Annotated in this window: 20 protein-coding genes and 2 tRNA genes; 14 read left to right on the top strand and 8 right to left on the bottom strand. The window is 64.7% G+C overall.

All coding sequences use genetic code 11. From position 1 onward, the window contains the following. The first annotated feature begins 327 nt into the window (after positions 1–327). Complete coding sequence (locus G503_RS0109440; protein ID WP_156891990.1) at positions 328–594, top strand: ATP-binding protein; 267 nt, start codon at positions 328–330, stop codon at positions 592–594. Between the two features lie 54 nt (positions 595–648). Here G503_RS0109440 and G503_RS0109435 read toward each other — a convergent pair whose 3' ends face one another. The 4 genes from G503_RS0109435 to G503_RS0109420 all read right to left on the bottom strand — a co-directional run bounded on the left by G503_RS0109435 (position 649) and on the right by G503_RS0109420 (position 4,267). Continuing rightward, on the bottom strand, positions 649–2,217 hold the full coding sequence (locus G503_RS0109435) for a hypothetical protein (RefSeq protein WP_028027375.1): 1,569 nt from the start codon (positions 2,215–2,217) through the stop codon (positions 649–651). A 9-nt stretch (positions 2,218–2,226) separates the two neighbouring features. After that, a complete protein-coding gene (locus G503_RS0109430) occupies positions 2,227–2,496 on the bottom strand; it encodes a hypothetical protein (RefSeq protein ID WP_035022697.1) in 270 nt (89 codons plus the stop codon). A gap of 499 nt (positions 2,497–2,995) precedes the next feature. Beyond that, positions 2,996–3,994 carry a hypothetical protein gene (locus tag G503_RS0109425; RefSeq protein ID WP_028027373.1) on the bottom strand — a complete coding sequence of 333 codons (999 nt, stop codon included), beginning with the start codon at positions 3,992–3,994 and terminating at the stop codon, positions 2,996–2,998. Positions 3,995–4,003: 9 nt separating this feature from the next. Then, positions 4,004–4,267, bottom strand: a complete 264-nt coding sequence (locus G503_RS0109420) for a hypothetical protein (RefSeq protein WP_156891989.1) — start codon at positions 4,265–4,267, stop codon at positions 4,004–4,006. A gap of 415 nt (positions 4,268–4,682) precedes the next feature. On the opposite strand from G503_RS0109420, the gene G503_RS15680 reads away from it, so the two are divergent. The 3 genes from G503_RS15680 to G503_RS0109405 all read left to right on the top strand — a co-directional run bounded on the left by G503_RS15680 (position 4,683) and on the right by G503_RS0109405 (position 7,421). Continuing rightward, a complete protein-coding gene (locus tag G503_RS15680) occupies positions 4,683–6,359 on the top strand; it encodes a BspA family leucine-rich repeat surface protein (RefSeq protein WP_051191100.1) in 1,677 nt (558 codons plus the stop codon). A gap of 146 nt (positions 6,360–6,505) precedes the next feature. Further along, positions 6,506–6,979 (top strand): DUF3990 domain-containing protein, encoded by a 474-nt coding sequence (locus tag G503_RS0109410; protein WP_028027371.1) that lies wholly within the window; start codon positions 6,506–6,508, stop codon positions 6,977–6,979. Continuing rightward, entirely contained in the window at positions 6,966–7,421 is a 456-nt protein-coding gene (locus G503_RS0109405; protein WP_028027370.1) for a hypothetical protein, read from the top strand. Before G503_RS0109410 ends, G503_RS0109405 begins: the two co-directional genes overlap by 14 nt. Here G503_RS0109405 and G503_RS14670 read toward each other — a convergent pair. After that, positions 7,397–7,597 (bottom strand): hypothetical protein, encoded by a 201-nt coding sequence (locus G503_RS14670; protein ID WP_051191099.1) that lies wholly within the window; start codon positions 7,595–7,597, stop codon positions 7,397–7,399. The genes G503_RS0109405 and G503_RS14670 overlap by 25 nt on opposite strands. Before the next feature lie 497 nt (positions 7,598–8,094). Between G503_RS14670 and rpoD the strand changes: the two genes are divergently transcribed. The 6 genes from rpoD to sstT all read left to right on the top strand — a co-directional run bounded on the left by rpoD (position 8,095) and on the right by sstT (position 14,280). After that, on the top strand, positions 8,095–9,243 hold the full coding sequence (gene rpoD, locus G503_RS0109395) for an RNA polymerase sigma factor RpoD (RefSeq protein WP_235715538.1): 1,149 nt from the start codon (positions 8,095–8,097) through the stop codon (positions 9,241–9,243). 255 nt (positions 9,244–9,498) lie between these two features. Beyond that, positions 9,499–12,000: a THUMP domain-containing protein gene (locus G503_RS0109390; protein WP_028027368.1), complete on the top strand. Its 2,502-nt coding sequence runs from the start codon at positions 9,499–9,501 to the stop codon at positions 11,998–12,000. Between the two features lie 89 nt (positions 12,001–12,089). Continuing rightward, a tRNA-Asn gene (locus G503_RS0109385) sits at positions 12,090–12,164 on the top strand. Positions 12,165–12,319: 155 nt separating this feature from the next. Further along, a complete protein-coding gene (locus tag G503_RS0109380; protein ID WP_028027367.1) occupies positions 12,320–12,769 on the top strand; it encodes a GNAT family N-acetyltransferase in 450 nt (149 codons plus the stop codon). Positions 12,770–12,857: 88 nt separating this feature from the next. Then, positions 12,858–12,943: transfer RNA gene (locus G503_RS0109375), tRNA-Leu, on the top strand. Between the two features lie 83 nt (positions 12,944–13,026). Further along, positions 13,027–14,280, top strand: a complete 1,254-nt coding sequence (gene sstT / locus G503_RS0109370; RefSeq protein WP_371821130.1) for a serine/threonine transporter SstT — start codon at positions 13,027–13,029, stop codon at positions 14,278–14,280. 639 nt (positions 14,281–14,919) lie between these two features. Here the strand turns inward: sstT and G503_RS14665 are convergent. Then, entirely contained in the window at positions 14,920–16,572 is a 1,653-nt protein-coding gene (locus G503_RS14665) for an MFS transporter (protein ID WP_084636491.1), read from the bottom strand. A 224-nt stretch (positions 16,573–16,796) separates the two neighbouring features. On the opposite strand from G503_RS14665, the gene G503_RS0109360 reads away from it, so the two are divergent. Next, entirely contained in the window at positions 16,797–18,677 is a 1,881-nt protein-coding gene (locus tag G503_RS0109360; protein WP_028027365.1) for a BglG family transcription antiterminator, read from the top strand. A gap of 117 nt (positions 18,678–18,794) precedes the next feature. On the opposite strand, the gene G503_RS0109355 is transcribed toward G503_RS0109360, so the two are convergent. Together G503_RS0109355 and G503_RS14660 are read right to left on the bottom strand one after the other, a co-directional pair. Continuing rightward, the gene (locus tag G503_RS0109355; protein WP_028027364.1) at positions 18,795–20,423 is read right to left on the bottom strand and encodes an amidohydrolase; all 1,629 of its coding nucleotides are present in this window, start codon (positions 20,421–20,423) and stop codon (positions 18,795–18,797) included. Between the two features lie 134 nt (positions 20,424–20,557). Next, a complete protein-coding gene (locus tag G503_RS14660; protein WP_084636489.1) occupies positions 20,558–22,243 on the bottom strand; it encodes an MFS transporter in 1,686 nt (561 codons plus the stop codon). 254 nt (positions 22,244–22,497) lie between these two features. On the opposite strand from G503_RS14660, the gene G503_RS14655 reads away from it, so the two are divergent. From G503_RS14655 to tig, 3 genes are all read left to right on the top strand, one after another. After that, positions 22,498–23,058 (top strand): hypothetical protein, encoded by a 561-nt coding sequence (locus G503_RS14655; RefSeq protein ID WP_051191097.1) that lies wholly within the window; start codon positions 22,498–22,500, stop codon positions 23,056–23,058. A 169-nt stretch (positions 23,059–23,227) separates the two neighbouring features. Next, complete coding sequence (locus G503_RS14650) at positions 23,228–23,770, top strand: hypothetical protein (protein ID WP_051191096.1); 543 nt, start codon at positions 23,228–23,230, stop codon at positions 23,768–23,770. Positions 23,771–24,142: 372 nt separating this feature from the next. Beyond that, on the top strand, positions 24,143–25,549 hold the full coding sequence (gene tig / locus G503_RS14645) for a trigger factor (protein ID WP_051191095.1): 1,407 nt from the start codon (positions 24,143–24,145) through the stop codon (positions 25,547–25,549). The last annotated feature ends 204 nt before the right edge of the window (positions 25,550–25,753 follow it).

The raw sequence follows: 25,753 nt of genomic DNA, 5'->3' as shown, positions 1-25,753 counted from the left end.
AACCCTCATGGGACGATGTCCCGCAGCGGGGCATGCAAAGCTAAGGAAGGTATCCGCCACAGTTACCACACTGCGTCGGGGCGCTCGAAACACGGCGAACCACCGGATAGGCAGATACCCTCCTTATCAATGGTTCAACCGTGTGCGCTAAAAAACAACAGGCGAGATTCCGCCGCGCGAATTTAGTTGTAAGCGCCTCCCCGAGGGGCAACGCAGTGTGGTAGTCGCATTGTACCATCAAACACTGCCCACGCGATGCGCCGCCGAGAGGCGTCCAGAGAAGAGGGCCTCCGGGATGGGGCGGACAACAGCTCTCGAACAATGAGTTTGACGCTGAAGCTGAGTGCACGGCGTGGCTGCGACGCGGTGGATGATGGGGAAATCGACTTCGTCGCAGAACGTGATGGCGAGATTCGCTGCTACCAGGTTTCTGCGAGTATTATGGGCGAAGCTGCACGTGCGTGGGAGCTGGTCTTTCTCTCTAAGGCGCGGGACAATTTCGACAAGACGGTTCTTACGCTGGATCGCCCGGGTTTGGGTGTGACCTCTGAGGGCATTCGCGTTCGGAATGCCCTCGACTGGCTTTGCGGATAGGGATGCGTCACAGGCGTGCGGCGTTTGCGCCTGCCGCGGGGTTCGCCCGACGTTCTACTGGGTTTCCCGGAGCGGGAGTGCACCGAGGCTGGGGTAGATTTCCCCCATGGACGGTTGGGCGAACGGCTTCAGGCTGGCCGTGGCGTAGGCCCAGGGGCTCGTGTGCTCGATGCGGACATAGCTGATTTCCTGCATGAGGACCCCGTCTCGATACACCTTGGTCAGACAGCCGTTCTCATCGTACTCGAACGACAGGCTGTACTCTCGGTTCAACTCGATTCCGCCCGCAAGGGCACTGTAGTGAACGGTGCAGCTCGCGGGGGTTGCGGTGTGGGCATCGTAGGTATAAGAGCACTGAAGCGTATCGTAGTATTTCTTCCCCTCGAGGCCGACGAGGAATCCATACTCGTTGTACGATGCCTTGAGGAGATGACCGTCGGCCTCCCGAACGGCAGCGGTCATCAGAGCCCCGCTTGAATAGTAGGAGAACGAATACGAGTTCCCCTCGCTATCTTGGGCCGAGGAGGGGAGATCACCGCTTCCGTCTCCTTTCTTGTCGAGGATGTCGACCGTTCCACCGAAGCGGTCCGAGGCAATGGCGACGGGAAAACCGACCGCATCGCTCGTGATGGTGCCGGAGTAAGTCGTCGCCGAGGCGTATGGCGTGTAGGCACGCTGGCTTTGCCCGGCAGAGTCCTCTCCGGCGTAATCGCTCTTGCCATACTCCGTTTCCTCGATGGCGGTGATGTTGCCGTGTTCGTCGCGAGTGTACAAGCTGATCGCCATCGGGTTGTCGTAGCCAACGTCGGATAACTGGCCGGCGGGGTAATAGGCGATGTCGGAAGGCACGTAGGAAGAGGGCCAGGAGTCGATTTTCGCTTTCGGTTGGATAACGAGGAAGTTGACGGCAAGGGCAGCCGCCGCCAGGACGCCCAGCACCAATGCCAGGACAAGCAGGATGGTTTTTCGCCTCTTGCGCTCCTTGGCCTGTTTGCGCTCCCGCATCTTGCCGCGCAGGTAGTCTTCGTCCTCGAGTTTATCGAGGGTGTCGAGGGGCATGCCGCACCTGAGGCAATGGCTGCGTTCGACGTTGGGCGTGCCACAGGGGCAGACCCACCAGGCATCTTCGCGCAGGACACTCGTAGCGTACTTGTCGGCTGATTTGCCGAGGCTCGCCAGGAGTTCCTGCCGCTCGACAAGGAGGCCTTGCTCCAGGTTGAGGGGCGCGCCCTGGGGAAGAGGGGCCGCAGGCTGCGCAGAGTGCCAGCTGGCATTCCCGTAGGTTGCCTCGAGCACGCGGGCATGCACATCGGCGATGGCGCCGCCGGCCAGATGCACCGGAAGGGGCTTGTAGTCGTGGCGCGGCGCGATGTCGGCATCCAGGGGGTTCACCTCAACGGTCTCGCGGGTACCGTCCTGGTAGGTCACTTCGGCTTGCAGGGTAAAGCTGCCGACAGTCTGATCGGTGAGGTTCCACACTTTCAGCTGCAGGTAGGCATCACCCGTTTGGGTGTCGCGGGCCACCTGGATCGCCTTGACGAGAATGGGGCAGCCCGGCTCCCAGCCGGTGCGCCTCTCGGCTCCGTCGCTGTCGGCCCTGAAGACAACTTTGAAGTTTGCCATGGCGCGCTCCTAGATGGCGGGGAGCTCGTCGCGGGGGTCCTCCGGTGCCGCGGCCGTGGCGGCAGGGGCGCTGCGATCGGGCAGCGAGGCGGTGTAGAGCCCCAGCACGATGGGGGAGGCGAAGATGCCGATCACCCACAGCACGCCGGCGTCGTTTCGGTGGAAGCCCTTCTCCTTGGCGGCATTGACGAGGAGGCTGATGGCGAGCAGGGATATGAAAAACGCGATGATCAAGATAAAGAAGAGGAATCCCATGATTCCTGCGGCTGGTCCGTACATAGCAATCCTTCTTTCTCGGTGGGGTGTTCTCGGGCAGAAAAGGTGTGCGAGCGCCGGCGTGCTGGCGCTCTGCGAATGGCGTGACGGGGAGGCGGCCGCGACATGGGGAAGGCCGGGTAAATGCAGCTATCGGTGGGGATAGGGGATGATGGAAGAGCGCGAGGGCAAGCGGGGAATGCAGCGGCGGTTTTTCGCTTGCGGCAGGGCTGATCAGCTACAACGCGCTGTATCGCTCGGGGGGGGGTGCTATGTGATTGGGCGAAAGCAGGGCGGCATCCTTTCGGGGGCGCTGCGTATGGCGCGAGGAAGGGCTTGTCTTCGGTGATTCTCGGGGAGTGCTGGGGCTTTCTGAGAATCTCAGAACAACCATCTTACCTGGTGAATTACGCAAGTTGTTGCGCAACAAATCACGCTGAAAAGCCGCGATAATGAGAGCGAGGATGGGGCTACCCGCTTCTGCCCCATCCTCGCTGCTTGTGTCTCTTTTGTGAGCGAACTTTTATTCTTTGTCGATCATGGCTGCGGCTTCTTGCTGGAGTTCGGTTTCTCCGGCCTTGCCGTACCATCTTTCTGCATCTATGTAGTCGCCTACCGATGCCGCGCGCTCGGCCGCCAGGCGCGCACATTCGCGAGCTCGGTCTGCGGAGTCACGGTAGTCTTTCAGTTCAATGAATCGGTCATGAGCTGTCTTGTAGCTGCCCGTATCCTCCAGTGAAGCGGCCGCCTGGTATGCTTGATACGTTTCGTCTGAGAGGATTGCCGCGATGGCTCCGGTGGCTCCGACGGCGATGACAAGCGCAATGGTGGCGGCAACGGCCGCGATGATCCGTCGGCGCTTGCGCTTGGCCCGAGCCTTCTTTTCGGTCGCCTCGCGTTCTGCGGCCGCGGCGTTGAGGTAACCCTCGTCTTCGAGTTGCTCAACGGCTTTGCGGGCGAGGCCGCAGATGCATTGGTCTTTCCTCACATTGGGCATCCCGCAGGAGCATATCCACCAGTCGTCGCCCTGCACCATATGGTGACGGTATTTCTCTGGACTCTTGCCGAGATCGGCCAAGAGACGGTCTCTCTCGGCGGTCGTCGCTTGATCGAGGTCGAGGTGGCCGCCAGCGGTGTTGGCGCAAACTTTACCCGCGCTCATCCACTGTTCGTTCCCGTAGGTGGCGCTGACGATGCGGGCGGAGACATGCTGGACGTCGGAGCCGGCGAGGAGAACGGCATCGGGCCGATAGGCGCGGCCGGGCTGGATGTCGGAGTCGAGGGGCTTCAGCTCGACGGCTTCCGTGGAGCCGTCAGCATAGGTCACCTCGGCCCGCAGCGCGAAGCGGCCGATGACCACGTCGGTGAGGTTCGACAGTTTCAGCTGCAGATAGCACTGTCCGGTCTCGGTGTTGCGGGACACCTGTACGGCATTGATGAGCACAGGGCAGCCCGGCTCCCAGCCGGGCGCGGTGTCGGCGTTCTTGTTGTCGCTGCGGAAGATGACTTTGTACTTTGCCATGGCGCTCTCCTAGACCGTGGGGAGCTCGTCGCGCGGGTCTTCCTGCGTCGGTGCGGTGGGAGCGCCGCGGTCGGGCAGCGACGCGGTGTAGAGCCCCAGCACGATGGGGGAGAGGAAGAAACCGACGAGGAAGGGAAACCAAGCGTCATCCCGATGGAATCCCTTCGCTTTGGCTGCCTCCAGCAGAAGGTGGATGGCGACGATCCATAGAGCAAGGAAGACAATGGCCCCTATGAGTAGAAAAGCGGATATGTCGCTGGAACTGTAGTACACGTTAATCTCCTTCTCTCGGTACGGTGCTCTCGGGTAGAAAAAGGCGCACCGGGCTCCGACGTCGGCGCTCCACGAATTGAGCGAAGGCAGGGCGGCGTCCTTTCGGGGGCTGCGCATGGAGCGCGGAAGGGTTTCTTCTCTTGCGATTCCGGGGGCACCGCGGCTTTTCGGAATCTCAGCACACCTATCTTACCTGGTGATTTGCGCAATTTGTTGCACAACAAATTGCGGTGAAAAGCCGCGATAATAGCAGTGCGGATGGGGCTCCCCGCTTTTGCCCCATCCGCTCCATCAGCTTTAGCCGGAGAGGCGCTCTTCGCCGTCAGATTGCGGAAAGCGCGCAATGAGGGAAAGGAAGATCATGTCCGCTGTCAAACATGGAGGCATTGCTTGCGAAAAAGGCGGGAGGGGGGGGGTGCTTCTCGCTGCGCTTGCCGTCGCATGCTCGTTTGTCCTTGCGCTAGCCTTCGTCGCTAACGCCTGGGCGGACGAGGCCGCTCCTATCGCTGACGACGATGTGTTCGTCGCGCTGTATTCCCGCGACGACGGCGGTTACACGCTCGCGTTCCAGAAGGGCGATGCGGAAAAGAGCGAGTGTGGCACCTTGGAAGAGGCTTGCTCTCTGCAGGATTATCTCAACGGCGGTCCTGGTGCCCAGTGGAAAGAAGAGAAGAGGTCGTCCGTAACGAGCGCGGTTGTGGCCGACGCGCTCCAACCCACCGACACATCCTATTGGTTTGAAGGCCTGACGAACTTGGAGCGGGTGGATATCTCGAAGCTGGATACGTCCAAAGTGGAGAATGCCAGCAATATGTTTCACAGTTGCGCTGTTCTGAAAGCCGTCGATCTCTCCCGGTTCGACGGGTCGAGCCTGAAAGAGGCCTTCGGCATGTTCTTCGGCTGCCAGTCGCTGGAATCGCTGGATCTGTCCAAGTTGAATGCCTCGAATTTAGAGAATGCGGAAGCGATGTTCTATGGCTGCGCATCCCTCAAGTCGCTTGATCTCTCAGGGCTGAACACCTCAAAAGTGACGACGATGAACCGCATGTTTTGGGATTGCTCGTCGCTCGAGGCCATGGATCTTTCCAAGTTCGATACGGCTCAAGTGACCGATATGTACGGTATGTTCCGTGGCTGCTCCTCTTTGAAGGCCCTCGACCTCTCGAAGTTCAACACTTCTAAAGTAACTAATATGCTCGGCATGTTTGGCGAATGCTCTGGCTTGACGACACTCGACCTGTCCGTATTCGACACCGCTCACGTGAAGAACATGAAGTCGATGTTCGAGATGTGCTCTTCCCTGAAGACTCTCGATCTCTCGCGGTTCAATATGACGCAGGTAACGGATTCTGATGAGATGCTCTCGGGCTGTGCTTCTCTGGAGTCGATCTCCCTGCCGGCCACGGGCGATTTCGCCAAGGTAGGACTTCCCGGCGATCGCGGTGGTGCGCCGTTGAAGTGGCGCAACGAGAACGGGGAGGTGTTCGCGGCCGATGCTATTCCGGCTCGTACGGCGGGAACCTATACTGCTGTTGTTGGGGATGATGGATCCGACAACGACGGCCCGGGCGGAGATAACGGCAATGGCAGCAATGGCGGAAACTCCAGCTCCGGCAACGGCAACGGTTCCGGCGGCTCCACCGCTCCCGCCCCCAAGCGCACGGTGGCCTTCTCGGAGGCCGTGGCGCTGCCGCTGGACGCCACGGGCGTGGCCATGGACGGGGACGACATCGTCCGCGACCTGGCCAAGCGCTTCGGCTCGCGCGAGGGCTTCCCGGCCGATGCCGAGAACGTGGCGGTCACCATCATGCTCGGCGGCGAGGAGGTCGACACCATCGATCCCCGCCGCGCCGGCACCTACGAGGTGACGGCCGTGTACTCCATGCCCGACGGCACCGAGCGCGTGATCGAGGTGACCTACACCGTGGCCGACCCGGCGGCGAAGGCCCCGGTGAAGCCCACCGCAAAGTCCGCCACCCGCCTCGCCCAGACCGGTGACGAGATGCCCGTGGCCGTGCCTGCGGCCACCACCGCCCTCGCCGCCTGCGCCCTGGCCGCCGCCGTCGCAGTCCGGCGCAGGGCACGCGGGTAGCGCTCGTCGGCAATTCCGCAGCTGCTTCCGCTAATACAAGCTGCCCCTCATCCGAGGCCCGAGGCATGACGCTTCGGGCCTCGGCCATTTTTTGGCGTTGGCGGTGCGGTATAATGGGCTCCTTCTTAGAAAGGAGCGCGGTTTCCATGGCTCTCATGACGGTGTATCACGGCAGTGGGGGCGTGGTCGAATTCCCCGAGGTTCGCATTAGACGCTACACCAAGGACTTCGGTCCGGGATTCTACTGCACGATCATGCGCGAGCAGGCCGAACGCTGGGCGCTTCGCATGTCGGTGCCGCGCGTCAACACCTATACCGTGCGCTTCGCCGAAGGGCTCGATATTCTGGAGTTTCGCGAGATGACCGAGGAATGGCTCGACTTCATCGTTGCCTGCCGCCACGGCGAGTCCCATGGCCATGATGTGGTCATTGGGGCCATGGCCGACGATCAGGTGTACAACTACGTTTCCGACTACATCGAGGGGGCTCTCACGCGGGAGCAGTTCTGGTCCCTCGCCAGATTCAAATATCCCACGCACCAGATTGCCTTCTGCACGGAAGCGGCGTTGCGATCGTTGGAGTTCGTCGGATGCGAGGAGGTTGGCCATGGCAGGGCGTGAGAGCCGCCGAGCGAACGATGTGTTCTTCGCATGCAGCCTCATCGATTACATCGCGCGGAAGACGAAGAACCGTCGGGTGGATGTGGCTGAGGCTCTGGGGGCTGGGCGCGTGGCCCGTATTATCGAGCTGGCCGACGTGTACCACAGCGACAACATTGATGCCGTGAGCGACGGCTTTATCGAAGAGGCGACTATCAGTGAGGGGTCTTTCGATAACGTGGCGGCTGCCCGCTATGCCGTTCCCTCCCACTGGGACGTGGGGAAGGTCTACAAGCGCCTTGTTCTGGCCATCGCCGATCGCGAGGGTGTCGATCTGCCTGAGGCCCTGCTGCGGGCCTACCGGTCGCCCGTCAGTGCGCTCATCGACGACTACAACGGCAGCTTTTATTATGATTCCCCCCAGGCCATCTATGACGCCTATGCAACGGGAGAGCTGACGTAGCCCCTTTCTTTCCGCATGATGCCTCCCTCGCGGTAGAGCCTGCACCAGGCGCCCAGCTGGGTCTTCGGCTTGGGGCCGAGGGCCCCCATCACCTCGGGCCTGGCCTTCCCCTCCTCGACGACGGCGCGGGCCGCCCCGACCTTCAGGCCGTGCGGATAGGCCTTGCGCCTCGTCACGAGCAGGGCCTCCTTTCCGAGCGCCCTGCAAGCATACAGCCATCTCTTGACCGTCTCGCGGAAACCCCGAGCATCCTTCCGACCGACTTGCTCGCGAAGCCCATCTCGAAGCACCGTGCCGCTTCGGCCTTGACGTCCATTCCGTATCTCAATGCATCACTCCTCAAAGCAAGTGGGACCGGAAAACTTTTGTTTCCAGTCCCACTATCGGGGTTCAGTTCATCCCCCTCCGGGGGGGCTGTGGTCGGCTCACGGTGCGCGCTCACCCCGGATAAAAATTCCTGAAAATGGGCTCTTGAAGGGCACGTTGATTTGTAGTATTCTTCTCTGCTGTATCTCTGCGCCAGAATTGCATTTTCATGCCCAAAATCAGGCGCGGACGCCAGAGAAAGGACTATCGCGTGGCAGATGCTGCAAAGAATCCTGAGCAAGAGACTGAAGAGGTCGTCGTGGACGAGGTCGTCGAGGACATTGACGACGACATGGACGACGATGATATGGATAGCGCCGAGCCGCCGGTAAGCGGCACGGCGGATACGGCTGGCGACAACCTCACGGAAGACAAGATCGAGGCGGGCATCGACCCCGAGGAAGACCTGCTCGACGGCATTCCCGAGGAAGAGCTGAAGGCCACGGTTGAAGTGTCGGCGCTGCCCAAGGTGACACCGCGCACTCGCGCTCGCGCGCGCACGAAGCGCTCGGCCGACGGCGGCGTGACCATGCTCACGGGCGACCCGGTGCGCATGTACCTGAAGGAGATCGGCAAGGTTCCCCTGCTCACCGCTGCCGAGGAGATCGACCTGGCCATGAAGATCGAGGCCGGCGTGGCCGCCACCGAGGAACTGGAGAAGGCGGAGGAAGACGGCATCGAGCTGGAGCGCCGCGAGAAGCGCCGCCTGTCCCGCATCGAGCAGGTGGGTCTGGATGCCAAGCAACAGCTCATCGAGGCCAACCTGCGCCTCGTGGTGTCCATCGCCAAGCGCTACGTGGGCCGCGGCATGCTGTTCCTCGACCTCATCCAGGAAGGCAACCTGGGCCTCATCCGCGCCGTGGAGAAGTTCGACTACACCAAGGGCTTCAAATTCTCCACCTACGCCACCTGGTGGATCCGCCAGGCCATCACCCGTGCCATCGCCGACCAGGCCCGCACCATCCGCATTCCCGTGCACATGGTGGAGACCATCAACAAGCTCGTGCGCATCCAGCGCCAGCTTTTGCAGGAGCTGGGCCGCGAGCCAACCCCCGAGGAGATCGGCGAGGAGATGGGGCTCACCGCCGAGCGCGTGCGCGAGATCCAGAAGATCTCCCAGGAGCCGGTGAGCCTGGAGACCCCCATCGGCGAGGAGGAGGACTCCCAGCTCGGCGACTTCATCGAGGACGATGCCGCCGTGGTGCCCCCCGATGCCGCCAGCTTCTCCATGCTGCAGGAGCAGCTGGCCAAGGTGCTGGAGGGCCTGGCGGAGCGCGAGCGCAAGGTCATCAGCCTGCGCTTCGGCTTGGAGGACGGCCACCCGCGTACCCTGGAGGAAGTGGGCCGCGAGTTCGGTGTCACCCGCGAGCGCATCCGCCAGATCGAGAGCAAGACTTTGGCGAAGCTGAGGCACCCCTCGCGGTCCAGCAAGCTGAAGGACTATCTGGAAGACTAAGCGAGAAGGCCGGCCGTCGTGCCGGCCTTCTTCTTGGGGTGAGAGCACTTTGGCTTTTGGTGGACAAAAAGGCTTCGAGTGCGCTGTTCTTGCTCTCGGTAGGTTGGTTTTCGGGCTCTGAAGGCGTCTGAGGGACCCCCAGAAGCGTCGAAATGGCCCACTGCGGGTTTCTGCGGAGCTTTTTTTGGCGAGCATCGGGAGCATTCGAGGCATTTTTGTCCACTTTTTCACTTTCTACTCTTGAAGGAGCTTGCGATGACAAGCAAAAAGCACGAGCACGAGTTCTTCGCCACCTGTCTGCCGGGGGTCGAATCGCTGTTATCCGACGAGCTGCACGGGCTCGCGGTGCGCAAGGTGCGCCCGCTGGCCGGCGGCGTGGCCTTCTACGGCTCGCCGGAGACGGTCCTGCGGGTCTGCCTGTGGTCGCGGTTGGCGGGCCGCGTGAATGTGGTGGTGGGCCGCGTGGATGCTTTCGATGCCGACGCGCTGTACGCGGGTGCGCGGAACCTGGCCTGGGAAGAGGTGCTGGCCGAGAGGGCGAGCATTGCCGTGCGGGCCAACGGCGTGAATGGCGAGCTGCGCAACACCCAGTTCACGGCGTTGAAGGTAAAGGACGCCGTGTGCGATCGCCTGGCCGAGGCGCGGGGGGCGCGTCCCGATGTGGACGCCCAGGCGCCCGACGCGCTCATTGAGGTGCGCCTGCGCGACGATCGGGCCACCATTGCCCTCGATCTATCGGGGGCGTCGCTGGCGCGGCGCAGCTACCTGCGGTCCGAGGACGGCCCCGATGCCCCCGTGGCCGTGGCTCAGGCCGCGGCGCTGCTGGCGGCGCTGGGGGCGCCGGAGCGCTTGGCGATTGGTTGGGGGTTCCTGGACCCGGCATGCGACGACGGCATCTTGGTGTGCGAGGCGGCGGCCCTTCTAGCGGACCAGGCGCCCGGCCTCGTGCGTGATCGCTGGGGGTTCGCCGGATGGGAGCGCTTTGACGCCGCGGCGTGGGACGATTTGCTGGCCGAGGCCGACGACCGCTTGGAGGCGGGACTCTCTCGCGTGCTCGGCGCCGAGGGCGCGGCGAGCGCCACGGCGGATGCGCCCGACCAGCGCACCGTGCGCATCGTGGGACTGTCGGCCTCGTCGCCGGCCGTGGCCCGCGCCCGCGGCCATCTGCGGGCCGCGGGCCTGCGGGCGGTGGCGAGCGTGGAGGCGGCCGGGCCCGAGGAGGCCGCGGCCGTGGAGGAACGCCTGACGCGTGCGGTGGAGCGCGCTGCCGGCTCGTTCGCGCGCCCCGCGGCGGCAGCGGGTGCCGACAGGGAGGCAGCTTCCGAGAGCGGCGAGGCCTCTGAAACCGCCGACGCCGCCAGGGCCGCCGCCCCGCCTGCCCGTGCTCCCGAATCGCCCCGCCCCGCGCTCGTCATCGCCAACGTGGCCCCCAGCGGGCGCGTGGAGGACGATGCCCGCGCCGTGGCCGAGCAGACGGCCTGCGTGGCCGCCTCCCGTCGCGCGCCGGCCGGCTCGCGGTTCGGCTTTGTCGGTGTTGGCGGCTTTGCCGCCCGCTTCCGCATCTGCGCCGATCGACGCGTGACCATCGGGCGCGGTCGCGCCGAGGCGGTGATGGAGTGCTTCAACGAGGCCCCCTGCGAGCCGGCGGTGATCGCGGTGCCGAACCCCGCCGGCGGCTCCGACGTCGCCGTGGAGGTGAACGACGCAGACGCCGCCCAGTTCGCCGCCCGTCTGCGCAAGATGGCCCGCGAGCGCCGCAAGTGGGCCGCCCGCGAGAACATCCAGTGCTACCGCCTCTACGATGCCGATCTGCCCAACTACGCGGCCGCCATCGACCTGTATGAGGGCGCGGGCTCGGCGGCGGGCACGGTGTACGCCCATGTGGCCGAGTACGCCCCTCCTAAATCGGTACGCGCCGAAGTGGCCCGGGCGCGCTTTGAGGATATGTTGGCCATCGTGCCCGTGGTGCTGGGTATCCGCCCCGATCATGTGTTCTCGAAGGCTCGCGTGCGTGCCAAGGGCGGTGGCCAGTACCGCGACGCCGGCGGCCGCAGCTATGTGACTTACACGGCCGAAGACGGTCTTCTCTGCGAGATCGATCTGGGTGCCTACCTGGATACCGGCATCTTTCTCGACCATCGCATAACCCGCGAGATGGTGGGGAAGATGGCCGCGGGCAAGCGCTTTCTGAACCTGTTCGCCTACACCGGCGTGGCCACGCTGCACGCAGCGGCCGGCGGCGCAGCCTCCACTACCACGGTAGATCTCTCCCAGACCTATCTGGATTGGGCCGGCCGCAACCTGGGGGCCAACGGCTTTACGGTGGCGGGCAGCGCGCCCGAGCGCCGTGGCGGACCGCGGGGCGCAGGCTCGGCGCGTCCGCGCGGCCGCACCGTCCACGAGCTGGTGCGCGCGGACGTGACCCGGTGGATCCAGCAGATGAGGCGCGAGCGGCGCACCTGGGATCTCATCTTCGTGGACCCGCCCACGTTCTCGAATTCGAAGTCCATGGGGCGGCGCACGTGGGATGTGCAGCGCGACCATGCCGAGCTGCTCATCGGCGTCTCGCGTTTGTTGTCCGCCGACGGTGTGGCGGTGTTCTCGTGCAACCTGCGCGGCTTCAAGCCCGATACCGAGGCTCTGGCGAAGGCTGGCGTGAAAATCGAGGACATCACGGCGAGCACCATTCCCCACGATTTCGAGCGCAATCCCCGCATCCACCATTGCTACTTGGCGCGCCGTGCCTCCTCGAACTAATTTGGCATTTGGGCAAAAAAGTTCTTGCAAACGAAACGCGCTTCGGTATAATTCTATCTTGCGCGTGAGGGCGTAAGCCCCGCCGAAATTCCTCGGTAGCTCAACGGCAGAGCATTCGGCTGTTAACCGAAGGGTTGTAGGTTCGAATCCTACCCGGGGAGCCATGAATCTAATCGAACCCGCCATCTGGCGGGTTCGCTGTTTATGGGGCACGGACGGCAAGGGTGGTTTCTGGGGGAATGGCTTGCCGCTCCCTGGCGTGAGGCCGCAATGCGCTGGGCGGCGGGTTCCGAGCGCGCTGACGGAAAGGCTGGCTGTCATGGAACTGACGTTCAAGACGGGGGAATTCGATGACGCGGCCCGAGTGCGCTGCGCGATATTCATGGAGGAGCAGGGGTTCTGCGACGAGTTCGACGCGGCCGATGGACATCCTGACATGATCCACGTGACCGCCTACGATGAGTCTGGTGCCCTGGTGGGCTGCGCACGGGTGTTCCCCGCCTTTCTGGAGCCGAATATCGAGAACGTCCCGGGGCGCTGGGTGTTCGGGCGCCTGGCGGTGTTTTCCGACCGTCGCGAGGGCGGTTTGGGCTCTCAGATCCTGGCTGCCTCCGAGGTTCTGGCGGCCGAGGCCGGTGCCACCGAACTGCAACTGCACGCCCAGTGCCGCGTGGCGCCCTTCTACGAGCGCGCTGGCTATGAGGCCTGGGGGCCCATCGAGGTGGACGAACATGTGGAACACCAGTGGATGGGAAAGAGCATCTCGTAATCATTTGCTCCTTTGACCCCTTGTCAGCGGGAATCTTTGCTATTATGGCCACTTGCGATAGACAGGATTTCTAGCGCAAGTCCGATATGCGGGCGTGGCGGAATTGGCAGACGCGCCAGATTTAGGTTCTGGTGGGCAACCCCCGTGAAGGTTCAAGTCCTTTCGCCCGCACCATTTTTTGCTCGTCGGTTCCGCTGCGAGCCGATTGCGAGCATGCCCGCGGTTTGGCGCGGGTCCCGAAAGGAGTAGTCTTGGCAATCCCCGGTATCTTGAAGAAGTACAACGAGATCAGCTTGATCAAGCGCATTCTCGTCGGCCTCATCATCGGTGTGATTCTCGCCCTTGTCATTCCGGGCAGCGAAGTCATCATGCTGCTGGGCACCCTGTTCGTGGGCGCCCTGAAGGCGGTGGCCCCGGTGCTCGTGTTCTTTCTCGTTATCAGTGCGCTGTGCAACGCCCAGGGTGCCGGCACCATGAAGACCGTCATCGTCCTGTACGTGATCAGCACGTTCGTGGCCGCGCTGGTGGCGCTGGTGGGCAGTCAGCTGTTCCCCTCCACGCTGACGCTGGATACTTCCTCGCTGGTGGAGCACGCCGCTCCCGAGGGTATCGGGGAAGTGCTGACGACGCTGGTCATGAACATCGTGGCGAATCCCGTCGATGCTCTCATGAACGCCAACTACGTCGGCATTCTCGCCTGGGCCGTGGTGCTTGGCATCGCTCTGCGCGCGGCGGGCGAGCGCACCAAAGAGGTATTCACCAACATCTCCGACGCTGTGTCCACGGCCGTGCGCTGGGTGATCAACTTGGCACCCTTCGGCATTCTGGGTCTGGTTTACGCGTCGGTGAGCACTTCGGGTATGGACATCTTCGTGGAGTACGGCCATCTCATCTTGGTGCTCGTGGGCTGCATGCTGGTCATCGCGTTGGGCACCAACCCGCTTATCGTGTGGTTCTGCACGCGCAAGAACCCTTATCCGCTTGTGCTGCGTTGCCTGAAGGACTCGGGCATCACGGCGTTCTTCACCCGCTCTTCGGCGGCGAACATTCCGGTGAACATGGAGCTGTGCCGCAAGCTGGGGCTGAACAAGGACAACTATTCCGTGTCCATCCCGCTGGGCGCCACCATCAACATGGCCGGCGCGGCGGTCACCATTACGGTGATGACCATGGCCGCCTGCCAGACCATCGATTTGGCAGTGGATCCCTTTACGGCCGTTATCCTCTGCGTGCTGGCCTCGGTGTCGGCCTGCGGCGCCTCGGGCGTGGCTGGCGGCTCGCTGCTGCTGATTCCCATGTGCTGCGCGCTGTTCGGTATCACCAACGACATCGCCATGCAGGTGGTGGGCATCGGATTCATCATCGGCGTGATCCAGGACTCCTGCGAGACGGGCCTGAACTCCTCGTCCGACGTGGTGTTTACGGCGACCGCCGAGTACCGCCAGCTCATCAGGGAGGGTAAGGAAGTGCGCCTCGGCCAGGATGCCTTCTCGGCCGACGAGCTCGCCTAGTTTCCGCAACGAGCCTCAACGGTTTTCGTACCAGCCAAGGGTCCGCATCTGCGGGCCCTTTTGTTTGGGGGGCATGCGGAAGGGGAGGGGGGAGAAGTGCGGGCGGAGGACGAGCGGAGATGGGGGGCGAGCGGAAGGGGCGGGAGAGAATGGTCCGGCGCCCCTCCCTTCGGCTGGCGCTTACATGTTCTTGTTCGCGAACGAGCACGATTGTTGCAACAAACTCCGATAGGTAGACATTGGTCGCTCCGCAAAGGGACGTTCTGGTTCTTTTCAACGGCGTTTCCCCAGGAAAACCCCTTGCGGTAAAGGGAAGAGCGTCCGAAGGGCGACCCTGGATGTCTACCTATCGGAGTTTGTTGCACAAAAAGGGGCCATTGGGAAACGAGAAGGGGCGGCGAAGCGGGTGGGAGGGAGAACAGGGTGATGAAGGGAAGCGAAGGGGAGCGGAAAAAAGCTCGCGCGACACCGGCTTGACACAGGGGTGCCGGGTTCGAACGGCTCGCCTCCGGCCGATACCGACCTGCCCGTGCGGCCGACGCCGATCTGCTCGTCTCCGGCCGATACCGGCCCGCCCGTGCGGCCGATACCGGCCTGCCCGTGAGGTCATCTGCCCTCGGTGCGCCTGCCCGGCCCCTCCTATGCGGTGCGCTCCTGTGCCGCAGGTGCCTTCCGCTCGCGGGGAATCGAGGTCTCGGCGAGGTGGCGGGTGGCGATGAGGCTGACGAGCACGATGGCACCGAGGCCGCCGAAGGTGAGGCGCATGGCGGTGGCCTGGGCGGCGGCCTTCGCCTCAATGAGCTGGGCGGTTTGGGCCTCGTCGGCGCCCCACTGGTCGGCCAGGGCCTCGAAGGAGCCGTCGCTCATGAGGGCCGCGGCCTGCTCGCTGGCTTTCACGGTCAGCGCGGGATCGATGCCCTCGGCGGCGGCCTGGGCGGCAAAACCCGCGCCCATGGCCAACAACAGGGCCGTGCCGGCCAGGGCGGTGCCCAGCGCCAGCCCGATACTGCGGGCCGCGCCCTGGATGCCGCCGGACTGCTCGGCCTCCTGCTTGGTCACGGCACAGGCCACAGCGTTGTTGGCCTGGGAGTTCACCGCGCCCACGCCGAAGCCGCCTAAGGTCATGCCGCAGAACAGGGCCGCGTTCACACCATGGGCCTGCACGCCGACGGCCATCAGAGCGCAAGCCACGGCCAGCAGCGCGAAGCCCGTGCGGATGATGAGCCGGGAGGACAGATGCGGCGCCAGTTTCGGCAGGAAGGTGGCCAGCAGGAACATGGGCACACCGGACAACACCGACAAAAGCCCGGTCTGGAAGGCGGTGAAGCCAGTGACCAGCTGCAGATAGGGGGTGGCCAGAATGCCCACGGCACCCATGTAGAAGAAGGGCACGAACACAGCAGTCAGACCCGCGCGCACGCCGGGCGACCCGACGAAAGCCGTGGGAATGAGTGCGTTGCCGCGGCGTTGGGCGCGCTGCTCGGTGGGTATGAGCATGCCCAGCAGGGCCAGGCCGATGGCGATGGCGGGCAGGGTGGGAGGCAGGCCGAACAGGGAGAAGGGACACAGCTTCTGGGGCGTGGTGATGCCCCAGTCGGACAGGTGCGACACGCCGAGCAGCACGAGCCCCAGGCCGAGGGCGGCGATCACGGTGCCCGCGACGTCGAAGTGCGACGATTTGCCCGCAGGCGGCAGCGAGGGCACCAGATGGGCGCAGAGCAGCACGAGGGCGAAGTAGCCGGCCATGATGGCGAAGGTGAGGCGGAAGCCCGTGGTGTCCATCACGAGTCCGAGGGCCAAAGGCGATAGGGTGGACAGGGCCGCGGCGCCGGCGATGGTGCCGAAGGCGATGGCCCGCTGGCGGCCCTGGTACAGCGCGGCCACCAATCCCAGGATAGAGGGGGTGATGAGGCACGCGCCCAAGCCCATGATGACGCGGCCTCCCCAGGTGAACACGAAGATGTTGGGGGACAGTGCGGCCACCACCTCGCCGACTACCGCCATGATAAGGCCGATGCGCAGGGCGCGGCGCAGCCCGATGGTGATGCCCACCAAGCCGCCGGCGATCATGAAGGCGCCGGCGATGAGCGAGAACAGGGTCGTGGCCACCTGGATGTCGTCGAGGGTGGCGCCCAAGGCGCTCACGAGGCTCGCCGTGGCCAGGTTCATGGCCGCGCTGTCGCTGGAGGTGCCGATCTGGGCGAAGGCGAGCACGGCTAAGGGCACATAGGATGCCTTTGAAAGAGACGTGGGCCGTTGGCGCTGGTCAACGGCGGAGACGCTGGTTGCCATGGAGAACCCCTCAACGGATTGTGGCGGCTTGGAGCCGCCCGGCCGATAGCTTGTTTCCGATACCGATTTTCCTCCATAACCGAAGACGCGGCCGCTTCAGTTGAGTGAATCACTTCCAATTGTTGCCATCTTGCCACGGACTTGTCGCATCGATCCCACGGGCGCGGCCTACACTGTATCCATGGGCCGAGCGCTCATCGAAGGGCCGTGCGAGAGGAGCCGTCATGAACAGCCGCCAGGGAGCGCTTCTGCGGGCGCTGCTGAACGCCACCGACTACAAGACCTCGTCGGACTATGCGCGCCAGCTGGGCTGCTCGGAGCGCACCGTGCGCACCGACGTGAAGGCCCTCAACGCCACCTTGGAGCACGAGGGCTTCGCCTCGCGCGTGGCCCGTCAGCGCGGGGCCGGCCTGCGCATCCTGGTAATGCCCGACGAGGAGAACCGCATCGAGCGTTTGCTCGGCGAGGCCAAGGCGGAGATGCATCCCCGCTACGAGCGCCTCTGCCAGGAGATGATTGCGCTCACCTGTCACCCGGGCCCCCACAGCGCCGATCTGCTGGCGCGGCGCATGTTCCGCAATAAGCAGCAGATCCAGGCCGACCTGCGCTGGTGGCAGGGGGTGCTGGCCGTAAGCGGCCTTTCGCTGCGCCTCGGTCGCAGCGTGACCGTGGAGGGCCCGGAATGGACGATCCGCGGCTTCGTGATGTCGATGCTGTTCTCCTTTCCCGCTGCGGCGGTGCGGCGGCGCGTGTTGCCCTCGCTGCTCGGCACCATCGATCCCTACGACCGCCAGTTCCTCGAGCGCTGCATCGCCGAGATGCAGCGCGATCTGGGATTCGAGTTCTCCAGCAACGCCCAGTGGCAGTTCGGAGTGTACCTCTGCATCATGGTGACCCGCATCCGCCTGGGCTGCTCGCTGACCCACTGGCGCGCAGACGAGCCGGTCACGCCGTTTTTCACCTACCTCCAAAAGCGGCTCGAGCGCCACTTCTCCATTGCGGTCAGCGATGCGGAAATGGGACTTCTGCGCGACATGGCGAACTGCTGCACCTGGCAGTGGAGCCTGGCAGCCATCCGCGCCTACGAGCCGAGCGAGCGCGCCCGGCGTCTGGTGGACGATATCGATACGGCCCTCGTTGCCGCCTTCGGGGCGCCTCTGCCGGCAGATATGGCGAAGCCGTTGGCCATTCTGCTTGAAAGTGGCCTGGCCCGGCGCACCTGCGGCTTAGTGGCGCCCAATCCCAACGAGGAGGCGGTGAAGTACGAGGCCATGGACGGTGCCTGCCTGCTGTCCTCGGTGCTGGCCTGTCTGCCGTCTTTGCGCGAGGCCGACCTGTTCAGCCCCGATTACGCGCGGCTGATCCTGGTGCTGCTGGACTACCTGGACCAAGTGGGGGCCATGCGCTGCTATCGAGTGGGGCTTGTGGTGAACTGCGGCATCGATCTGGCCCTGTGGGGCGCCCACCGCATCGAGAAGCTGTCGAGCCGGCTGTCGGTGACCGATGTGCTGACGGAAAACGAGGTGACCGCCGCCGCGTCGCCGGGCCGCGAGCCTGCGCCTTTGGCCGAGCGCTTCGACCTCCTCGTGGCCTTTGAGCCACTCGATGTGGATTTCCCCAGCGTGACCATATCGCCGGCGGTCAGCCGCAGCGACATCGATCACATCATCGCGTCCATCCCTCTGTGGCGGCGCGGCCGGGCGGCCCGGGCGGTGTGGAAGCAGGAGGTGCTGCCCTGCTCGCCGTCCCCCGAGGGGCTGTTCGCGGCTCTGTTCGAGCACTTGGGTGCCGACGGGCTTTTGTCCATGGACTTCGACCGGTTCCAGTGGCTCGCCTGGACGCTGTCCATCGTGAAGGACCGCACGCTGGTGTTCGCCTGGTGCGGGGAAGGGGTGCGCAAGACTGGCATTCGCATCTTCCGCCTGGAGGACACCGATCAAACGGAATCGATGCGCTGTACCATGGCCGCGGTGCTGCTGGTGGCGCCCGAGGAGCGCGGCGATCTGACGCCGGCGACCCAGGCCTTCAAGCGCCTCGTGGAAGATTACGCCGACACCTCCGATGCGATGACCGACGACGGGTTCTTCGTGCGCTTTGCCGAGTAGGGGAAGGAAAAGTAGGGGAAGGAAAGAGGGAGGGGGAGAAGGGGAGAAGGGGAGGCGAAAGCCTCCCCTTCTCGCGGGCGGGCTGAAGCCCGCCCCTGTGGAACGCTTGCGGCGCCTCTACTGGTCGTCGCGCTCGTAGAGGGTCTCGCCCTCCTTGATGGTGGCGAGCACCTGGATGTCGCGGATCTCGCGCGGGTCCACGGCCAGCGGGTTGCGGTCGAGCACCACGAGATCGGCCAGCTTGCCCGCCTCCAGGGTGCCCTTGTCGGCCTCCTCGCCGTACTGGTAGGCGCCGTTGAAGGTGATGGCGCGCATCGCCTCATAGGGCGTCACCTTCTGGTCCTCGTCCAACTGCACGCCGGCCTTGGTGATGCGGTTCACGGCGCACCAGGCGGCCTCCAGCAGGTTCGGGCGCAGCACCGGGGTGTCGGTGTGCAGGGTGAAGGGGATGCCGGAGCGCGCCGCGTCGCCGCAGGCGCTCACGCGGCCGCCGCGCACGGGACCGAGGTTGCGCAGGTGAGCGTCGCCCCAGTACCAGATGTGGGAGGAGAAGATCGAGGGGATCATGCCGATGGCGGCCATCTTCTCGTACTGGTCGGCGCGGGCCGTCTGGGCGTGGATCATCACCGGGCGCAGGCCCATCTTGTCCGGGTTGTCCGACGCGTCCCGTGCCGCCTCGTAGACGCGCAGCAGCTGGTCGGCGGCCGCGTCGCCGTTGCAGTGACACAGAAGCTGGTGGTTGGAATCGATGGCGATCTTCGCAAAGGCGGTGGCGTCTTCGTCGGTCATGGTGCTGTAGGCCACCCAGTCCTTCTCGCCGTCGGGGCCTTCCACGTAGGGCTCGGTCATCCAGGCGGTCAGCCCCTGGGGCGAGCCGTCCAAAAACATCTTCAGGCCGCCGAAGCGGAAGTGCCCGGTGTATCTCTGGCTGTCGAACTCGGCGTTATCGGCCAGGGTGGCCATGACATCGGTGCCCCACATGGGGTAGGCCACGATGTCCATCTGCAAGAGGCCGGCCTTCGCCAGGCCCACCATGACGGCGGCCATGTCCGGGGCGGTGGCGCCGTCCTGGCAGGTGGTCACGCCGTGCTCCAGGTATATGCGCTGCATGTCGCCGATCATGGCGTTGAAGTCCAGACCCAGGCGCGGCGTGGTGATGGCGTAGAAGGGGTTCATGGCTGCCGGCTCCTCGGCGTAGCCGTCCAAATCCCCGGTGCCGTCCATGCGCCCGTAGCGGCCGCCCTCCGGATCGGGGGTGGCAGGCGTGATGCCGGCCATCTTCAGCAGGCAGTCGTTGGCCACGCCCATGTGGTTCGACACGTGGGTGATGAGCACCGGGATGTCCTCGGACACGGCGTTCAGGACGGACTTGTCGGGGTGGCGCTGCTCGATCAGGTTGTTCTGGTCGTAGCCGTTGCCCATGATGACGCCGTCGGGCCCGATATGGCGCTTGGCGGCGAACTCCTTCAGCGTCTCGGTGATCTCGGCGAAGGAGGTGCACGCGGACAAGTCGGCGAACAGCAGGTACTGCAGCGAGCCGGTGAAGTGGCTGTGGGGGTCGATGAGGCCGGGCAGCACGGCGGCGCCGCCCAGGTCCACCTCCTCGGCGCCCTCGGCGCGCTTGCGAGCCTCCTCCAGGGGGCCGACGAAGGCGATGCGGCCCTCGTCGTCGACGAGCAGGGCGTCGGCGGTATCGAACTCGTCGACCATGGTGACGAAGGTGGCGTTGGTGAAAAGCCGTTTCATAGGTTGTCCTTTCTCGAAAAGGGACCGGTGGGTAGACGGTAGGTCATAGAAAGAGGCGGGCGACTGGGGGCCGCCCGCCTCTCGGGTCGTCCCGTCCCGTGTGGCGGGCGAGGCGCGATCAGCGGAGAGAGCGCCTACATCTCGCGGTCGACCACGGGCTCGAAGGGCTGCTCGCCGGCGGTCTCGGGAACTACGGTCTCCTCGGCGCCGTCCTCATCCTTCTTGAAGATGGTGATCCAGCGGGTGGAGAGAAGGCCGAGCAGGATCAGCACCGCGGACACCACGTAGGAGGTGATGGTGGACTGGATGCGGGCATCCGAGTTCAACTGCACGAGCTCGGCGCGCTGGGCGTCGTCCATGGGGATGTCGGCGATGGTAGCCTCGAACTGGGCGTCGCCCATGAGCGTGATGTTGCGCTCGGCCACGGCCTGCTGCACCTCGGGGGTGATGACGGGGCTGTCGGCCATGGCGTTGTCGATGTTGGCGGTGATGCCGAACAGGAGCACCGCGCCGATGGCGGCCACGCCGATGGCCTGGCCCACGTTGCGCATGGTGGTCTGGATGCCGCCGGACTGGGAGGCGTCGCGCTCGTTGACGGCCAAAGCCACGATGTTGGAGGCCTGGGCCGACACGATGCCGGCGCCGGCGCCGGCGATGGCCAGGCCGACCCACATGAGCCCGTTGACCTCAGAGCCGTGCAGCGAGAAGGCCATGGGGATGAAGGCGGCGGCCATCACGATGTAGCCGATCTGGATGACGCGGCGCGGGTTGGCGTTCGGGGCGATCTTGGGGATGCCGAAGGCGAAGATGAAGGTGGGGATGCCCACGGCCAGCGCCATGACGCCCATGAGCACCGGCGACCAGCCGGCCACCAGCTGCAGGTAGGGCGAGAGCAGGATGGCCTGGACGCCCATGAAGAAGAAGGTGATGGCGCTGGCCACCAGGCCTGCGCGCACCTGGGGGGTCTTCAGGAAGGACTGGGGCAGAAGCGCGATGCCGTTCTTCTCCTCCACGCGCTTCTCCACGGGCACGAGGATCACCAGAAGGATCAGGCCGAGGGCTGCCATGGGCAGGGCCGGCGAGATGCCGAAGATGGTGAAGGGGCACTCGGCGAAGGGCTCGATGAGGCCCCAGGCGGAGATGCGGGACAGGCCCACGAGGAACAGGAACAGGCCCACGGCGGCGATGCCGGTACCCAGTCCGTCGAACTTCAGCTTCTCAGCGGGCTTCTCGATGGCCGGCAGCTTGAAGGACAAGAGCAGCACCAGGGCGAAGTACACGGCGAGCACGCCGAAGGTGACGCGGAAGCCGCCGAACTGCATCACGATGCCCAGGATCAGCGGCAGGAAGGCCGACAGGCCGGAGGCGGCGCCGATGCAGCCGAAGGCCAGCACGCGGTTCTTGCCGTGGTAGATGAAGGGGATAAGGCCCAGCACCGAGGGGATCATGAAGCTGGCGCCGAAGCCGACGAGAATGCGGCCTCCCCAGATGAAGATGGTCATGTTCGGCGACAGCGCCATGACCAGCTCGCCTGCCGCGCACAAAGCTGCGCCCAGGCGGAAGTTCGTGCGCCAGCCGATGATGGTGCCCACCAGGCCGCCCGCCACCATGAAGGCGCCGGCCATGAGCGAGTACACCATGTTCGCCAGCTGGATGTCGGGGGTGGTGGCGCCCAGGACATCGACCAGCTGCTGGTTGGCCAGGCCGAGCGCGCCGTTGTCTCCCGAGGTTCCCATCTGGGCCAGGATCAGCACGATGATGGGCAGCACGAGGAACTTCTCAACACCCCCCTCGGGGTGCGTCGTTGTGTTCTTCGCCATTGTTCCTCCTTTAATCATAAGTGGATGCTTCCGCCGAAAAGAGTAGTCTCGTCTGTGCACTCCGTGATTCGGCGGCGCTCATTGTAGAGAGATTGAATCCTTTCCGACTGTGAAACGTTTTCCGTTGCAACGGAAACAGTTCATGCGGAAAAAGGGAACACCGGTTCCTATACTGCATTCAGTCAAACGCCGCGCATGCCCCGCGCCGGCTCCGCAATTCGTTGCACCCGCACTGCAGAAGAAAGGAACACCTCATGGCAAAGTCCGCCAAGACCGCCTCGGCCCCCAAGTCCTTCAAGTCCTACGCGCTGAACAAGTGCCTCATCGGCTACGGCGTGGTGAACGGCATCATCAACGCTGCTATCTTCGCCGCCATCAACGCCGGCGCCCCCGACGCGATGTTCGGTATGCACGACATCGTGCATGACATCGCTTTCACCGGCCTGCTTCTGGGCATGCTGCTGTTCGCCTGCGTGGTGCCGCTGACCCGCATGGATCTGAGGCACGGTAGGTTCTCCCTGCCGACGCCTGGCCAGGGCACCTTCGCGCTCATGCCCGGCTCCTACGTCGGGTCCCTCTTCGCCACCGGCGCCATCGCCTTGGTGGCCATGACGGGCCTGTCCGCCGTGGCGAGCCTGTTTCTGCCGGCCGCGGGCATCTCGGTGACCGCCATGATGCTCCTGAAGGGCGTGCTGTGCGCCCTGGGCGGCGCCATCGCCGGCTGGTGCACCTTGAGCTTCGTGGTGCGCGCCCAGCAGCAGGCCGATGCCGTGGCCGCCGCCATGGCCGCCCGCACCGCCGAGGCCGCGGCCTAGGTTACTGGTTGGCAGCAGTTGGGCGGCGAAGGTTCCCCAACGCCCACCTTTCCGTAACAGGACCTGCTGTTTTGCCTGATCGCGCTTGAGCGCAGCCCATAATGCGAGACGAAAACCGCCGAGGACGCGCCTGTGCCCTCGGCGTCGTCGCATAGGGAAAGGAACTCTCATGGCAAAGACGATGGCCAGCTCGGGCCCTGCCGCCCCGGTGCCGGCGCGGCCTGCTAAGCCGTTCAACTCCTATCTGCTCAACAAGTGCCTCATCGGCTACGGCGTGATCAACGGCATCATCAACGCCGTCATCTTCTACCTGCTGCACATGGGCGAGCCGGCGGCTCTGTTCGGCGAGGCCGACATCTTCCACGACTTCGCGCTCACCGGCGTGCTGCTGGGCATCCTGCTGTTCGTGATCGTGGTGCCGCTCACGCGCATGGATCTGCGCAAGGGCGTCTTCGCCGGACCGAACGTGGCGAATCTGGGCGGTGCGGCGTCGCTTGTGCCCGCCAGCTACGCGCCGGCCCTGCTGGTCACCACCGTGGTGGCCACCGTCGCCATCATGGGCGTGGGGGCCTTCACGGCCACGCTTCTGTCCCTGCCGTTGTCGATGACGGGCATGATGCTGTTGAAGGGCGTGGTGTGCGCCGTGGGCGGCGGCGTGGCCGGCTACTTCACCATCTGCTATGTCGTGCGCTCCGGCAAGACCGAGGCCTAAGGGTCGCTTTTCGCTTTTTCCGGCCCCGCCTGCGGGGAAGAGGCGCCGTGCTCGAGCGGTCCTCGCTGGGGAGAACAGGATATAGAGTCCTGTTCTCGTCGCTGCAGAATCTGCGAGCGGACTCCCTCCCCGCAGGCGGGGCCTGCTTTGTCGGGTCACGGGGAGGAGGCGCCCTATCCGTTCCTTCTGAGACGCGGGTTGCCCGCGTCTCTTTTTTGTGTCCGGGGCGGGGAATTGTAGCCAGGTTGTGGAGGTTGTGGCATAATGGGCAGCTGTGCGCTTCCGCGGGAGACCCGCCTGGCGGATCGCCGAGGAAGTGTGGGCGCGGGCACAGGTTTCGCGCCGTGCTAGGAAACGATGGAGGAATTATTCGTGGAAACAAAAGTTGAGGCCCTTGAGGGCAACAAGGCCAAGGTCACCGTCACCATCGATGCCGCCGACGTTGACGGCCGCATCACCAAGACCTACAAGGACTTCGCTCGCAAGTACAATTTCCCGGGCTTCCGCCGCGGCAAGGCCCCGCGCCCGGTTATCGACAATGCGCTCGGCGCCGAGGCCGTGCTGGCCACGGTGACCGACGAGCTGATTAACAGCGCGTATCCGGCCGCCATCGAGGCCGAGAAGCTGGCTCCCGCGGGCACGCCCGCCATGGAGGAGAACGAGCTGGTCCAGGCCGGCCAGCCCTACACCGTGGTGTTCACCGTGGAGCTGCGCCCCGAGGTGGAGCTGACCAGCTACGACGCCGTTGAGATCGAGCTGCCCTTCGCCGAGGCCACCGAGGCCGAGATCGACGACCAGGTGTCTGCCATGGCCGAGCACTACACCACCTTCGAGGACGCGTCTGCCGCCACGAAGATGAAGCCGGAGAACTACGCCGATCTGGCCATCAAGGCCACCGACGCCGAGGGCAACGAGATCGCCTCCCTCACGAGCGAGTCGCGCCTGTACGGACCGGGCACCGGGCTGCTCCCCGAGGCCTTCGACGCCGAGATCATGGGCATGAAGAAGGGCCAGACCAAGGAGTTCACCCTGGAGGTGCCCGCCGACGAGACCGCCCCGCTTCTGGCCGACCAGGCCGGCAAGACCGTCGCCTTCGAGGTCACCTGCAACGTGGTGAAGAAGAAGGCCGTCCCCGAGATCACCGACGAGTGGGCCAAGGAGACCATGGGCTTCGAGTCCGTGGAGGACATGCGCGAGCAGATCAAGCAGTCCATCGCCATGCAGAAGGCCTCCATCATGCCCCGCATCAAGGAGAACGCCATCATGGCCCAGCTCATCGAGCGCTTCGAGGGCGAGGCTCCCGAGGCCCTGGTGAACGAGGCCGAGACTTCGCTTCTGCAGGACTTCTTCACCCAGATGCAGCGCGCCGGCATGACCTTCGACGCCTACCTGGCCAGCCAGGGCATCACGGCCGACCAGTTCAAGGCCGACCTGAAGGCCCAGTCCGCCGACCATGTGAAGGAAGAGCTCGCCCTTGAGGCTTGGGCGCGCCACGCCGGCGTCGAGATCACCGATGAGGCCATCGCCGCCGAATTCGCCAAGAGCGGCGCGGAGGATCCCGCGGCCCTGGAGAAGGAGTGGCGCGAGGCGGGCCGTTTGCACCTGCTGCGCACCGGTCTGCTGCGTCAGGCCGCCATCGAGGACCTCATGGAGAACGCCAAGGTGACCGAGGTCGACTTCGCCGCCCAGAAGGCCGCCGATGAGAAGAAGGCCGCCAAGAAGCCCGCGAAGAAGAAGGCCGCCAAGAAGGCCGACGCCGAGGAGGAAGCTGCCGAGTAGCACGTCTCACGGCGAATCGCAAAGGGCGGGGGAGACCCCGCCCTTTCTGTAGTGGCTCCTCGCGGTCGGGAGTGCCCGGTATTCTGATTCGCTCGGGCAGTCCTCGCTTTGTGCGACAGTCCACTGGACTGTCGCAGTCGCTGCGGAACTCGCTCGGTCAGAACACCGGGCACTCCCTCTGCACTCAGCCTTTGCTGCTGTGTT

The sequence above is a fragment of the Adlercreutzia mucosicola DSM 19490 genome, assembly GCF_000422625.1.
Classification (GTDB): domain Bacteria; phylum Actinomycetota; class Coriobacteriia; order Coriobacteriales; family Eggerthellaceae; genus Adlercreutzia; species Adlercreutzia mucosicola.
This window is presented reverse-complemented; position numbering and strand designations above follow the sequence as displayed.

What these genes read in the sequence shown, in the direction of transcription:
- G503_RS0109435 (WP_028027375.1), bottom strand. Translation starts at nt 2,217, where the DNA reads ATGGCAAACTTCAAAGTTGTCTTCAGGGCCGACAGCGACGGAGCCGAG.
- G503_RS0109430 (WP_035022697.1), bottom strand. Translation starts at nt 2,496, where the DNA reads ATGTACGGACCAGCCGCAGGAATCATGGGATTCCTCTTCTTTATCTTG.
- G503_RS0109425 (WP_028027373.1), bottom strand. Translation starts at nt 3,994, where the DNA reads ATGGCAAAGTACAAAGTCATCTTCCGCAGCGACAACAAGAACGCCGAC.
- G503_RS0109410 (WP_028027371.1), top strand. Translation starts at nt 6,506, where the DNA reads ATGGCTCTCATGACGGTGTATCACGGCAGTGGGGGCGTGGTCGAATTC.
- G503_RS0109405 (WP_028027370.1), top strand. Translation starts at nt 6,966, where the DNA reads ATGGCAGGGCGTGAGAGCCGCCGAGCGAACGATGTGTTCTTCGCATGC.
- rpoD (WP_235715538.1), top strand. Translation starts at nt 8,095, where the DNA reads ATGGATAGCGCCGAGCCGCCGGTAAGCGGCACGGCGGATACGGCTGGC.
- G503_RS0109390 (WP_028027368.1), top strand. Translation starts at nt 9,499, where the DNA reads ATGACAAGCAAAAAGCACGAGCACGAGTTCTTCGCCACCTGTCTGCCG.
- G503_RS0109380 (WP_028027367.1), top strand. Translation starts at nt 12,320, where the DNA reads ATGGAACTGACGTTCAAGACGGGGGAATTCGATGACGCGGCCCGAGTG.
- G503_RS14665 (WP_084636491.1), bottom strand. Translation starts at nt 16,572, where the DNA reads ATGGCAACCAGCGTCTCCGCCGTTGACCAGCGCCAACGGCCCACGTCT.
- G503_RS0109360 (WP_028027365.1), top strand. Translation starts at nt 16,797, where the DNA reads ATGAACAGCCGCCAGGGAGCGCTTCTGCGGGCGCTGCTGAACGCCACC.
- G503_RS0109355 (WP_028027364.1), bottom strand. Translation starts at nt 20,423, where the DNA reads ATGAAACGGCTTTTCACCAACGCCACCTTCGTCACCATGGTCGACGAG.
- G503_RS14660 (WP_084636489.1), bottom strand. Translation starts at nt 22,243, where the DNA reads ATGGCGAAGAACACAACGACGCACCCCGAGGGGGGTGTTGAGAAGTTC.
- G503_RS14655 (WP_051191097.1), top strand. Translation starts at nt 22,498, where the DNA reads ATGGCAAAGTCCGCCAAGACCGCCTCGGCCCCCAAGTCCTTCAAGTCC.
- G503_RS14650 (WP_051191096.1), top strand. Translation starts at nt 23,228, where the DNA reads ATGGCAAAGACGATGGCCAGCTCGGGCCCTGCCGCCCCGGTGCCGGCG.